We start from the raw sequence: 12,959 nt of genomic DNA on the forward strand, positions 1-12,959 counted from the left end.
AGAAATGGCCTCTTCGCACGAACGAGCGGACTCAGATGACGCTATTCCTAGGAAAATCGAATATTTAGTTGATCTACGAGCGAATAAGTGCGCTGGAGTCCGGCAAGCAGGCCAAGCAAGCGAAATCCGGAAAATAAGAGCACTGGAGTCCGCAGCTTCTCTGCGTATCCACTGCCCGCTCTTAAAAGACGTGTTGCCCACGAATTTCCGAGTGATTTGATAACTAGTGAGCAGGCATATCTGCTAGAGAGCATACTGGCTGGAACAGGCAGCAAACTTCTAGATTAATTCACAGTCTTAGGTACTGGCCAACTATCTGGTGATATTCGAACAGAGGCAGAACAGCAAGCAATATAATCCATCAGACTGCTATCTCTTCTAGTCATACTATTTCTATTTCATCTGCTGTCTCTTCCTGCACCCTTATTCTAGTCCTAAGATTCAGCGCTTATTGCTCTATTCCCTGTGGACGCGCTGTTACCCTAATCCCACAGCACAATGGTGGGCGCTTACTCCCAATAGAACAGGCCATTCCCCTTCAACCGTGCCAGTCCTTCGACGTAGAAGAAGTCTCCGTAAATCAGGGGAACATCAATGTTTGTTCCGGCCGGATAATTGCTCGTACCATGGAGGATCAGTCCCTCCTCGGCGTCGTTGTCCCAGGTGCCGTAATTGCGGTATAGCGATTCCAGCATGCGGATCGCAGGCTCCCGGTACACCGGTGCCTCGATCTCGCCGACTTTGTCGGCAAGCAGCAGCAAACCGCTTGCCGCACAAGCGCCGGCTGACGAATCGCGGAAGCCGCGCGCTTCTCCGGGTGCGCGGAAATCCCAGTGTGGGATATGGTCCTCCGGCAAGCGGGCCAGGAAAAAATGGGCCACCTTCTGGGCGGTATGGAGATATTCAGCCTTGCCGGTATGATGGTAGGCCAGCGTCAGTCCATAAATCGCCCAGGCTGTGCCGCGGGACCAGGCCGACTCGGCAGCGTAACCCTGGCCGCCGATGCCTTCGAGGAATTCGCCGGTTTCGGGATCGAAACGGACAATATGATACACGGAGCCGTCCGGGCGGATGAAGTGCTTCACGACCGTGTCCATATGTGCTTCGGCGATATGGCGGTAACGCGGATCTCCGCTGGTCTCTGCCGCCCAGAAAAGCAACGGCATGTTCATCGCACAGTCAATGATCGCGTATCCGCGGTTATCTTCGCCTTCATACCAGGGATTCCAGGCCCGGATGTAGCTGCCTTTCAGATTAAAGCGGGCCGCGAGGAAATTCGCTGCCTTCAGCGCTCTCACCTTGGAAACCTCGCTGGCCAGCAGCTTGTAGGAAGCTACGCTGGTCAAGGTCCACATAAAGCCCAGATCATGGTCAAGTCGGACATAATCATTCAGAACCTGGTCCAGCTGCTCCTCACAGTCCTCTGCCAGCGCGCGCAAAGACTCATCCTTGCTCTCGTTATACAGAAGCCACAGCTGTCCCGGCCAGAATCCGGCTGTCCACCAGTACGGCTGGGCCAGTTCATATTGGCCGCCTTGACTGGCATGGGGAAACCCCGCACCGATTCTCCGACTGTTCTTCCGTGTCTTCTCCAGTGCCTTGCTCCACGCTTCCTCTATCCATCCCAGCTTTGTTTCCGCTGTCATCTCTAGCCACCGCCATTCATTGATTTGGATGATACAAGTTGAACTCTAGATTTACGTATTACATCCGACTGCATTTCTTCTATTGAACCGCTCATCGCGGTTGAAAGCTTATTTAGTCCAGGAATCTGAATTCAAAATGATACCTTTCATGCTTACACGGGTTCCGGGCATAAAAATCCAGACCATACCAAGTCTTCACCTTACCGAAATGGTCGTTATAGCTATGCACGGAAATTTCGGGCTTCAGCGCCGCAATGTCATAGCTGATACGCAGCCCACGCTGGCCCTGCCCATCTGCTCGTCCATCTACCTGCCCATCTGCTCGTCCATCCGCCTGCCCATCTGCTCGTCCATCCGCCTGTCCATCTACCTGCCCATCTGCTCCTCCATCCGCCTGTCCATCCGCCTGTCCATGTTCCTGTCTATCTGCCTTCTCATCTACCTGCCCATCTGCTCCTCCATCTGCCTGCCCATGCCCATCTCCCTCTCCCTGCCTCTCCAGCAGCACCGTATCTTCCTCCAGAACAGGCGGAATAAAGGTAATAAACCGTTCAACCAGTGCCGCTGGAGCTTCCGCAAACCGGAACTCATCAGTCATCGCAAGTACAGGAGGATTAACACCTGTCTCCCATTCGAAGCGGCGTGTTAAGCCCTCCAAACTGTCAACACGGTATGCACGGGTCAAATCAAGCTCCAGCACATCACTGCCGTCCCCGGCCTTCGCTTCCTGAACTTTAGCACAAGCCTCCGCTCCCGCAACCTGATACTGCCCGTCTATAATTGGCACGCTATGGCCTTGAGAACCGTTGCAATCATAGGAGTACCGCTCTGTTCCGAAGTAACCTGAAGTGTATTCCCCGCTGCCCAGCTCGGAAATATATACCGTTCCTTCTCCCTGCAGGATAAATCCCCCGAGGTCATTGTGATTATGAGGTTCGTCATTGTTGCCGCCCTTGGCAGCAAACCCGAAACTGCCATCCGTTCCCGAATGACGGGACAACAGCCACTGCGCATCCGGGAGATAATAGCTGGCGCTGCCCCAATCTCTTGGTCCTTCCTCCGGCTTGCGCCAGATCAGATTACGCAGCGCAGGAGCCCAACGGCTGCAGTGATCCTCAGTGTAGGCGGCTCTAAGCGACAACGGAGGTACCTCCACTTCAGGATACGCGGAAGCCAGATAATGGCTGAGTCCGAGAAACACATGGCCTGACTCCAGCGAATCGGAGAAGTTCGCCACAAGCTGCCCGCCCAGAAAACATTTCTGCTGGAAGGCCGCGATGCTGCCTACCTTCTCACGCCGGAACCAGTCCAGCTGCCCCCGGCTTTTTTGACGAAGCAGATCAGCATAGTAGACGAAATAACCAAACCCGTAATTCCAGTACCCCAACCCTTCAAGACAAGCGCCGTCTTCACCAAAGCCCTGCAAATAATATTCCATGCTGCCCTGCACTTTGAACAGGATCTCGGTAAGCGTTTCCTTATCTTCCATCAGCAAAAGTGCCGCCGAGCCTATAGAGCCGGAACAAACCGCCGACCAATTATGGGTGGAAGTCTCCCAATGATAGGGTCCGCAGGTTAAGTACGGCACGAACAGCCGCTTATCTACCTCTGCCTTGATCCGGGCCTGCAGCAGGGCAGGCAGCCGTTCGCCAAGAAGACAATTGATTTCGCTGAGTGCAAAGCCTGTCTCTGCCGAGAACAAATCAATCGTCTCTGTGATGCCGGTATCTCCCAGATGAGCGGGGAGACACCAGGTATATTCGTTGCAGATGCTCCACACAATCTCACACACCGCCGCTAAATGCTTCTCCTGCCCGGGTTCCAGCAGCGCCAGCAGAACAGCCGAATTCAGTATTCGCCTGCGCTCGAAATAGACCCGCTCATATTCCAGCCTTGAACCCGTGCGGGCATAGATGGAGAACAGCTCATACGTAAGCTCAGGAATAGGAACATCATTCAGCCGTTCGCCTTCCCGGCGGATCTCCGCAAGCTCATCACAGTATAGCGGTGATTCCAGCACATAGCTCCAGAATGTCTTCTGATCGCCGTCAGGATAATACAACCGGACATCCGATGGTTCCATCGCTGCAATAATGGGATGCAGTTCAACCCTTTGCATATTACGCCGCCTTTCCTGGCACACCTGAATGTTCAGCCCCGGTATTCCACGGGTGTAACTCCGGCATGCAACTTGAATGTTTTAATAAAATAGCTCTGGTTGTCATACCCAAGCTGCTCACAGATCTCACCGACCGTAGAGTTCGTTCCGTCCAGCAGCTCCTTGGCCCGCTCCATCTTCAGCTTGGTTACATATTCGATAAAAGTAGTGCCGGTTTCCTTCTTAAACAGCCTGCTGAAATAGCTGGAATTCAGGTGCAAGTGATCCGCCACCTCATCCAGGCTGATTCTGGAGCCCAAACGCAGGGAGACATACTGGCAGGCTTCCATCACCTCGGCCCGCTTGCTCGCCCCGGCACCCGCACCTTTGGCGCGGGCGATGGATTTCAGGTGATTATCGAGCCATTCCCGCAGGGCAGGCAGTGAATCAATATCCACAATCTCCTTATGCAGCGTATCCGCCGAATAAGCAGGCCGGACCGACTGCAGGGAATGCAGCTTCAGCTTCAGATCGAGCAGCAGCTTCAGCGTCCAATCCTTGACCACTTCCGGTGCATACTTCTCCTGCCGGATCTGCGCTATCCATTTATCCGTTATTAGGTGCGACAAATCACCGGACCTGCCCAGCAGCACCTCTCTCAGCTCCATACTGGCCTGGTCATAATGGGCGAACAGATTGTTGGTGTGGCCGCTGACCGGAGACTGCGGGGGTTTCCGCTTCGCAATCTCCCCCTGCTCCAGATAGAAACGTTGTTCTTCCCCCGCCAGCAGTTGGCCAAGCTGTTGCTTCAGGCCCTCCGGCGACCCGGTCCCTTCCCCTGTAATGAAGGACATTTGAATCTTCAGCACCCTGAACAAGGTAGACTGGAGCATCTTCAGACCGGCGGCGGCTTCAGCATAAATATTGCCCTGAAGACCGGGCTTATAGGAGAATAACAGGAACGAAGACTTCACATTGTAACCGACATACAGCCCTCTCGGCTTCATTCCGTCCAGCACCTCATTCATCACATTGCACACGGCGAAATGCAGGGTCTGATCCGAGGAGAAGCGGTATTTCACATGCCGGTAGTCCTCAAGATAGGCGATCACCGGCAGGCAGCTTTCTCCATTCTGGAACAATCCATATTCGGCAGCTTCATCCATCCATTTCTCCGGCGAAAGCAGCGGCTGGTGGATAAAATTCTTGATGCTCCGCTCCTTGCGCAGCTCCCGGGTCTCCCCGAACAAATGCTTGATCCGGGAATTCTCCCAGCCTGTTTTGGTTTCCTCATCCAGCGATTCCTTGAATTTGCGCAGGAGCTGCACCAGATCCTCCGGGTCCAGCGCATCCTTCAGCAAATAATCCTGCACATTCAGCCTCATCGCCTGCTGGGCGTACTGGAATTCGTTGTGGCAGGAAAGAATGGCTATCCGCACCTCCGGCTTCAGCTCCTTCATGAGTGAAGACAGCTCCAATCCGTTCATCCGCGGCATCCCGATATCCGTAATCAGAATATCCGGCATCTCCAGCCGGGCATGCTCCCAGGCGTTCCAGCCGTTCTCATGTGTCCCCATCAGACACAGGCCAAGCTCCTCCCAGCGGATACTTTCGGATAAAAGCTCGATTACAGGATAATCATCATCCACCAGCATGACTTTATACATCCCGGATCACCTCCCTATGCGGAATAAACATCTTGATTGCTGTACCATCGCCTGCTATGCTGCTGACTTCAATAGCAAATTCCCCGCCAAAAAGAATTCTCATCCGCTCGACCACATTATGCAGTCCCATGCCGGAAAAAGAGCCCTTAGGCTCTGCCTTGCCGGAAAGGCTCTCCGCTTCCAAGCTTATCTTGCGGGTAAGGCTGGATAATTCGCTGCTGTCCATCCCCCGCCCGTTGTCCTCAACCGTGAGCACGATGAACTTCTCTTCCACGACTGCCCGGATGCTGATCGTTCCCGGCTTTTGGCTGAGACCGTGAATAAGCGCGTTCTCGACAAGCGGCTGAAGAAAGAAACGCGGCACTTTAAGGAGAAAAGCTTCCGGATCAATATCCAGCTGAAGCGCGGCCTCTTCCTTCTGGCGCAGATTCATCAAGCTGACATAATGGGAGACCAGGTCGATCTCCTCATGCAGGAAAATCTCATCCTCCTCACGGCTGATCGTCATCCGCAGCAGCATGGACAATGAACCGATCATTTTGGCGCTGTCCGGGTCTCCCCGCTTCATGACCTTCATCCGGATCGAGTTGAGCACATTAAAGAGAAAATGCGGGTTGATCTGGGCCTGGAGCATTTTGAGCTCCGCTTTTCTTTTGCGCGCCTGGGTGTCGGATACTTCGGCTATCATTTCCTTGACCCGGTCCAGCATCTGATCGAACAGCAGGCCCAAGCGCCCGATCTCGTCATTGCCCCGGACCCCCGAACGCACCAGCAGATTGCCCCGCTGCACTGCCGTTGTCACTTTGCCGAGGCGCACCAGCGGCTTCGTAAAGGCACGGACCAGTGTGATCAGCAGCAGCAGAAACACAAAAAAGGAAATGAGCTGTATGGTAAATACCCGGTTGAAGATGGAGCTGATATCGACAATGCTCTGTGAATATGGCTGCATCAGCACAAGCCTCCAGCCGTTGAACGGAATCTGCTGCTGGGCGACCAGATACCGCTCTCCTGCTATGGAAACCACAGAGGAATCCTTGAGATGATCCACAGCGGCGGTGTATGGAAACGGCTTGCCGATACTTTCGGGATCGCCACCGGAAACGATCATGCCGGCACTGTCCAGCAGCGTCACCTTCTGGCCGGCGGAAAGATTGCCAAAAATTGAATGGAGCTGATCCTCCATAATCGTGACAATGGCATAGCCGTAAATCTCTGTGCTGTCCAGCCGCAGCGTACGGGCAACGGTCAACTGATACGGATGATCAAATTTGTCATAGGAGAAGTCGGTAGACTCGACACCTATCCAATAGGATTCCAGCCCTTTCAGTTCCATCAGCTTCTGGAACCAGGGCTTTTTCTTAAGATCCAGCGGATTGTAATCGCTAACAGAATAGTTCATATAGTAAGCATTGTTGGTCAGCAGAATCGTAACATAGCAGTTCTGGCCTACAACCGTAAGGGTATCAAGCTGCTCCAGCACCCGGTTGCTGTCCATAAAGCGTTCATATTCATTGCCGCTGGCATTGCCCGAGGCCACCAGCTTGAAATAGGCTCTCAGCCCGGGATTGGTCTGCACGTAATTGGCAATGGTCACCATTCCCTTCAAGCTGTTCATTACTGAACCGCTCACCAGCTGCAGGGAATCCTCCGCATTTGAAACCGCTTGCCGTTTTACAGCCTCTTGGGTCAAAGAATTATAAATGATTAGTGTCAGAGCGGCTGGAACGAGAATACAAGCCACAGCTGCCAGGATCAGCTTATGGCGGATCGATTTAGGGGCAAGTTCCCTCAGTCTGCCAATCATATCGGATGTCCCCCTGAAACAAGTAGAAACGGTGCGCCTCCCCTTTTATGAAGGAAGGCATCCGTTTCTGCAAGAAGTATAAGGTTAAAACATTATATCAATTATTTTTTGTTGGCAGCAATAATTTTGTCAACCCGCTCCTTGGCGTTTTTCACCGTTGTATCCACATCCTGATCGCCGAGGATCATTTTCTCGTATTCCTCATTGATCGCTTTGTAGACCTCAGCCTGGTAAGTAGCGGGTGGAATAATCGCCGAAGCTTTTGAAGCTACGAGAGTATCTACCAGTGACTTTTTGTCCACCTTCTCCGGATTTTTGGTGCCGGTGAGAATCGTATCAATGATGCCTTCCACCTGATCGCTGGTCACCTTGCTCCAGGCCGGGATATTTTTACCTTGGACAAGCTGTCCTTCCGTTGTGTACCAGCGCACAAACTTGTAAGCCGCTTCTTTGTTTTTGGATTTGGCTGCCACAGCTACATAGTCTGTAGTAACCGGAGTCAGACCGTTCTCATCGCCTGCAGTGTTTTTAGGGAACGGGGCAACCGCCACATTAAAGTTCAAAGGCACCTTTTCCGTACCGCCAATTTCCGTGTTCATCCAGCTGCCGATCAGAATCATGCTGGCGGATTGGTTAAAGAATTGCGTCCGGTAGGCCAGCTTCTGGGAGATCATGTCGGAGTAGGGCACCGAGGATTTATCCTCTTTCTCCATCCGCAGTCTCAGCTCAAGCGTCGCCTTGAAGTTCGGATCGTCCAGATTGGACGTGCCATCTGCTTTGAGAAACTCGGAGTTCTGCGGTTGATTCTCCAGCTTCAGCTTCAGGAATTCCATCCAGCCGCCGGCTTGAGGGCCATGGAAGTAGGTTCCGTAGCGTTTCTCTGCGCCTTCACCTTTAGTCAGCTTCTTGGCGTAGTCGGCAAATTCATCCCAGGTCCATTCGGCCGGTACTGCAAGACCCGCTTCATCCAATTGGTCCTTGTTCAGCAGCACATACCATGGATTGAATTTGCCCGGGAGCGCATAGACCTTGCCGTCCAGATGGGTATCCACCTTGTAATCCTCTTCCACCTTATAGTTATCCTTGGCAATGTACTCATCCAGCGGTTCCGCCATGCCAAGCGCGACACGCTGCGCATAACCCGCCGCATCGCTGAACATCAGAATGTCCATTTGGGCGGAGGACGCGGCCTCCAGATCCAGCTTTTTGAAGGCCTCCTGTGTATCTCCCTTCTCGCTGAGCTGTACCAGCTCAATCTTCACTCCCGGAGTTGCCGCTTCATAAGCCTCCAGCGTATGCTTCCAGTTATAGGCTTCCTCAGTACCGTAGGTGTAGAGCCGCAGATTGGTAGTCTCGGTGCTGCCGGAGGCCCCGCCATTTGTGCCTGCAGTCGCTCCACCATCCGCAGCATTGTTATTGTTATTACCGCCGCAGCCCGACAGCAGGCTTAACATCAGAACCCCCGTAATTGCTCCTGCCCATACTTTTGTCCTCATTTCTATAACCCTCCTCAAAGTTTTCTTCGGCTTTCACTTACATGGAACTAACAACTGAATTATAGAATACGCTTTCATTTGACACATGAAACAATATTTACTTTTATTGAATTATTTTTACTTCTATTTAATATAGGAGAGTTCCCGCTTGCAGCTTATCCTTTAACACCGCCAAGAGCAATTCCTTCGATAACACTTTTTTGGCCAAGGATAAAGATAATAATGAGCGGAAGAATTGCCGACACTGCGGCCGCCATGATCAGGGAATAGAACTCTCCGCTCATGGAAGTGAATTTCTGAATGGCAATCGGAAGGGTCAGCAGCTTGTCGCTTCGGATAAAGATCAGCGGATTCTGATAATCATTCCAGGTCCAGATGAACCGGAGTATAGCATAAGTAGCCACAGCAGGCTTCACCAGCGGAAGTGCAATCGACCAGAAGATTCTCGGGTGGCCCGCACCGTCTATTTTAGCTGATTCAATGAACTCCTGATGCAGTCCCATAAAGAACTGCCGCAGCATAAAGGTTCCAAGAACACTGAAACTGCCGAGCAGAATCAGTCCAAAATGGCTGTCAAACAGCCCGATATTACGGTATAGGATAAACTGCGGTATCAGGATCGCCTGTCCCGGAATCATATACGTCACTAGTACGATCATAAACAAGAAATTGCTGGAGCGGAATTTGATCTTCGAAAAGCCGTAAGCGGCCATTGCCGAGACCAGACAGGACAACGCCGTCGTGATCAGCGCCACTTTGATCGAGTTCCAGTAATATAGAGTGAACGGGTAATCCCCGAACCAGACTTCCTTGTAATTCTCAATGGCATTCCACTTCTTGGGGAGCCACTGGATCGGGTAAGCAAACACTTCCGACTCTACTTTGAACGACGTTACCAGCATCCATATAAAAGGCAGCAGGAACAAAACACTTCCCGCAAACATTACAACCGTAATAATTACTTTGCGCCAGTCCAAGCCTGTGCGTATTTCCATAGTTTCTCTTCCCTCCCTTGCCGCCCTAGTAATTGACCCATTTTTTCTCTGCCAGCCACTGGCCGAAAGTAATCAGCATCACGAAGATGAACAAGACCACAGCGATGGCCGACGCATAACCCACCTTCAGATTTACAAAAGCTGTATCGTATAAATACCAGACCATCATTGTCGTTGAGCCGATGGGGCCGCCCTGTGTCAGGACAGCGATAATATCAAACACTTTAAAAGTGGCAATAATACCGGTTACAAGAAGAAAAAAGGTGGTTGGTGACAGCAGCGGGAAGGTGATCCGTCTGAATTTTGTCCAAGCGCCTGCTCCGTCAATGTCGGCCGCCTCATACAAATCCTTCGGAATGGACTGCAATCCGGCGATGTAAATAATCATATTGAAGCCGATGGAGATCCAGACAGAGATCATCATGATCGAGATCAACGCGAAATGCGGATCAGCAATCCATTTCGGCGGGTCGGCAATCCCGATGGCCTTGAGCATTTCATTAATAGGTCCATAGGAGGGCTGGAACAGCACCTGCCATACGATGGCTACCGCTACGGTCATGGACACATAAGGAACGAAATAGGCAATTTTGAAATATCCCTTCATATACACATAACGGTCAATCAGAATCGCCAGCACCATCGACACCAGCAAATACACCGGCACCGTCAGCAGAAACAGAAAATTGTTGCGCACCGAACGGATGAACATCTCGTCCTGCAGCAGATTGGTGAAATTCTGCAGGCCTACCCAGCGGATGCCGTCAAAGCCCTGAACAAAGTTCCAATCGGCAAATCCGAGGAATAACGTGGCGATGATCGGAATCAGCACCAGTATCGTCACCCCGATCAGCATCGGGCTTACGAACAGCAGTCCGGAAAGCGTCTCACCCTTTTGCAGCGACCAGGCTCTACGGCTGCGCACAGGCGGTTGTTGCGGTAAAGTTTCCAGGTTTTGTCCCATGTCTAACACCTCAATAGTTTCGTTATTGGTTGTGCGCTGTTTATAAATTTAGTATAAAAAAAATACCGCCAGCGCTTTGACGGTATTTTGATCATATTGGATGTAATTTTTACTTCTTCTTTTTGCCCTTCGCATCTTTCTCGGTTGCTGCAATGAGCCCTCCATCGTAAGTATAGAGCACGTTGTCTTCCAGACGTTCGCCTTCCAGAACCTTGCGCACCAGCGCTTTGGCCGATTTGGGCGTGATCTCCTTATACCATACGCCTTCCGGATAGGAAATCACTACGCAGGCATCCGAGCACCTTCCGTTGCAGCGGGTAACCGTCGTATGAATCAGCCGCTCCGCGCCCTGCTTCTCGATCTCATCCTCTATTGCATCAGCCACCTCTTCACCCTTATGCTTTCTGCAGCTGCTCCCATTGCAGATCAGCAGATGGCTTACTGTCCCTTGCAAATTCCAGGTCGTCATGGAAACTCCCACCTCTTTCTGAACAATAATACCTTTACATGAATTCTCCTAAACTCTACCGATTGCCCGGACAATCGTCAATAGGGGGAAAGGCTGTTATAATACAAATGAGAATGATTATCAAACATCAAAGGAGTGATTCTATCCATGCCTCTCCGGCAACCTGGCGATTCCCGCCCTCATCCCCATCATTTCTACTTCCCGGTACGCGTTGAAAATCTAGCCGGATTAGCCGCAAGCATTGCTCCCGGACCCGGATCCTCCGGACACTTGTCTGTTATTGTAACCGGAGGCAGCGGAACTATCGATATTCAAGACGAACGCCTTAGCCTCTCCGGCGGCAGCATGCTGTGCTGCAGCACACAGCCCGGTGTTTCTCTGAGCCCGCAGCATCAGTTGCAGGGTGTATGGATTGAATACGCTACATTTCCGCTGCTGAGCAATCAGACAAATCCCCTGAACGACAGGCACCCGTTGGGGAATTGCTCGACCAAGGTTTGCACACTCGCAGCCCGCCTGCTGAGAGTCTGGGAGGGGAGCGAAATTCAGTCCCCTTTCACCGTACAGCAGTTATTCACCGAATTGCTGACTGAGCTTCATGGCGAAATCAGAGAGAACAGCCAGTCCCCGGTGCATTGGCTTGACCGCGTGCTGGAATATATAGAAGCACATTATTCCGAGGATATCACAAGAAGTCAGATGGCCGAACGGGCAGGAGTCAGCCCGGAACACTTCTCGCGGGTCTTCCGCAAAGCTACCGGACAAACCTTCAACGAATATGTAACCCTGCAGCGCATCCGCAGAGCCCAGAAGCGGATGCTGACCGGTGCTCCGAATTTGTCTCAGCTCGCGCTGGAGGTCGGCTATATTGAGGGAACCTACTTAAGCCGGAAATTCAAGCAGGTCGTTGGTATTTCTCCTGCAGCCTACCACCGTAAGAATAAAAGAATTGTGGCCCTCAATTTCAACCATACCGCAAGCCTGCGGGCTCTGGAGATTACGCCACAGCTCGGAGTGTATTCCGGGTGGATGGAACGTCATGAGACGGTTCCTTCTGCGCTTAAGCTTCAGCTCGAAGGCAGCAGCGCGGCCATGCTCTATAACAGGGTTGCCGCTGTGCGCCCGGATGTCATCATCAGCTATGACCTCCCCGGAGAAAGCAAGCAGCTGCTGCCGGTAGCTCCCGTGATAGAGCTGCCTTACATGCAAATGGACTGGCGCGAGCAGTTTCGGATGATTGCCGGGATTGCAGACCGGCAGCCACAGGCCGAAGCCTGGTTGAGACATTATGATCAGCTGTGCTACGAAGCTAACCTGCAATTGGACCAGCTGCTTGGCGCACGGGGCACAGCCGTCATTTGGGAGTTCGGCACGAGCAGCGCATACTGCTTCAGCAGCAGCTATGGCCATGGCTGCCAGATTTTATATGGCGATCTCGGCTTTCAGCCGCCCGGCGTCTTGATGGAGCACGGGCTGATGAACCGTGGTTATCTGGAAATACCGGCTGAGCATATAGCCGATTATCCGGCAGATCATATCTTCTTCACCAGCAGCGCTTCAACCGCTGAGGGCCAGCGGCGCTTCGAGACCCTGCTGCGCTCCGCCCGCTGGCAGGAGCTTGACGCAGCCCGCAGCGGGCATGTCTATCTCCTCGATCAGCCGGACATGTTCTATGGGTTTGATCCCCTCTCTTCATTGGCTCAGCTAAAGACGCTGATGAGAACAATAAGATCACAAATTTCCATAGGACAAGATCACATTAAGCCATAGTGTTCACCGGTTGAAATCTGTAAAGTGTAAATGAGAATGATAATCGTTCT

General features: G+C 52.2%; 9 protein-coding genes. 1 reads left to right on the forward strand and 8 read right to left on the reverse strand.

What is annotated here, in order from left to right:
• Positions 1 to 509: 509 nt before the first annotated feature.
• From ACAN56_RS03855 to ACAN56_RS03890, 8 genes are all read right to left on the reverse strand, one after another.
• Positions 510 to 1,646 (reverse strand): glycoside hydrolase family 88 protein, encoded by a 1,137-nt coding sequence (locus ACAN56_RS03855; protein ID WP_038594640.1) that lies wholly within the window; start codon positions 1,644 to 1,646, stop codon positions 510 to 512.
• Positions 1,647 to 1,758: 112 nt separating this feature from the next.
• Entirely contained in the window at positions 1,759 to 3,765 is a 2,007-nt protein-coding gene (locus tag ACAN56_RS03860; RefSeq protein WP_379140581.1) for a hypothetical protein, read from the reverse strand.
• 32 nt (positions 3,766 to 3,797) lie between these two features.
• Positions 3,798 to 5,411 carry an AraC family transcriptional regulator gene (locus ACAN56_RS03865; RefSeq protein ID WP_038594644.1) on the reverse strand — a complete coding sequence of 538 codons (1,614 nt, stop codon included), beginning with the start codon at positions 5,409 to 5,411 and terminating at the stop codon, positions 3,798 to 3,800.
• Positions 5,404 to 7,215 carry a sensor histidine kinase gene (locus ACAN56_RS03870; RefSeq protein WP_379140585.1) on the reverse strand — a complete coding sequence of 604 codons (1,812 nt, stop codon included), beginning with the start codon at positions 7,213 to 7,215 and terminating at the stop codon, positions 5,404 to 5,406. The genes ACAN56_RS03865 and ACAN56_RS03870 overlap by 8 nt, the downstream gene beginning before the upstream one ends.
• 101 nt (positions 7,216 to 7,316) lie before the next feature.
• Entirely contained in the window at positions 7,317 to 8,711 is a 1,395-nt protein-coding gene (locus ACAN56_RS03875; protein WP_038594648.1) for an extracellular solute-binding protein, read from the reverse strand.
• A 155-nt stretch (positions 8,712 to 8,866) separates the two neighbouring features.
• On the reverse strand, positions 8,867 to 9,706 hold the full coding sequence (locus tag ACAN56_RS03880; protein WP_038594650.1) for a carbohydrate ABC transporter permease: 840 nt from the start codon (positions 9,704 to 9,706) through the stop codon (positions 8,867 to 8,869).
• 25 nt (positions 9,707 to 9,731) lie between these two features.
• Positions 9,732 to 10,670, reverse strand: a complete 939-nt coding sequence (locus ACAN56_RS03885) for a carbohydrate ABC transporter permease (protein ID WP_038594652.1) — start codon at positions 10,668 to 10,670, stop codon at positions 9,732 to 9,734.
• Between the two features lie 109 nt (positions 10,671 to 10,779).
• Positions 10,780 to 11,139 carry a (2Fe-2S) ferredoxin domain-containing protein gene (locus ACAN56_RS03890; RefSeq protein ID WP_379140590.1) on the reverse strand — a complete coding sequence of 120 codons (360 nt, stop codon included), beginning with the start codon at positions 11,137 to 11,139 and terminating at the stop codon, positions 10,780 to 10,782.
• A 147-nt stretch (positions 11,140 to 11,286) separates the two neighbouring features.
• On the opposite strand from ACAN56_RS03890, the gene ACAN56_RS03895 reads away from it, so the two are divergent.
• Complete coding sequence (locus ACAN56_RS03895) at positions 11,287 to 12,909, forward strand: ABC transporter substrate-binding protein (RefSeq protein ID WP_379140592.1); 1,623 nt, start codon at positions 11,287 to 11,289, stop codon at positions 12,907 to 12,909.
• Positions 12,910 to 12,959: the final 50 nt, after the last annotated feature.

Origin of the sequence: Paenibacillus paludis (assembly GCF_042610515.1) — a bacterium.
Lineage (GTDB): Bacteria > Bacillota > Bacilli > Paenibacillales > Paenibacillaceae > Paenibacillus_AQ.

Excerpts from the sequence above, each read along its gene's own strand:
- ACAN56_RS03855 (WP_038594640.1), bottom strand. The coding sequence starts at position 1,646 with ATGACAGCGGAAACAAAGCTGGGATGGATAGAGGAAGCGTGGAGCAAG.
- ACAN56_RS03860 (WP_379140581.1), bottom strand. The coding sequence starts at position 3,765 with ATGCAAAGGGTTGAACTGCATCCCATTATTGCAGCGATGGAACCATCG.
- ACAN56_RS03865 (WP_038594644.1), bottom strand. The coding sequence starts at position 5,411 with ATGTATAAAGTCATGCTGGTGGATGATGATTATCCTGTAATCGAGCTT.
- ACAN56_RS03870 (WP_379140585.1), bottom strand. The coding sequence starts at position 7,215 with ATGATTGGCAGACTGAGGGAACTTGCCCCTAAATCGATCCGCCATAAG.
- ACAN56_RS03875 (WP_038594648.1), bottom strand. The coding sequence starts at position 8,711 with ATGAGGACAAAAGTATGGGCAGGAGCAATTACGGGGGTTCTGATGTTA.
- ACAN56_RS03880 (WP_038594650.1), bottom strand. The coding sequence starts at position 9,706 with ATGGAAATACGCACAGGCTTGGACTGGCGCAAAGTAATTATTACGGTT.
- ACAN56_RS03885 (WP_038594652.1), bottom strand. The coding sequence starts at position 10,670 with ATGGGACAAAACCTGGAAACTTTACCGCAACAACCGCCTGTGCGCAGC.
- ACAN56_RS03890 (WP_379140590.1), bottom strand. The coding sequence starts at position 11,139 with ATGACGACCTGGAATTTGCAAGGGACAGTAAGCCATCTGCTGATCTGC.
- ACAN56_RS03895 (WP_379140592.1), top strand. The coding sequence starts at position 11,287 with ATGCCTCTCCGGCAACCTGGCGATTCCCGCCCTCATCCCCATCATTTC.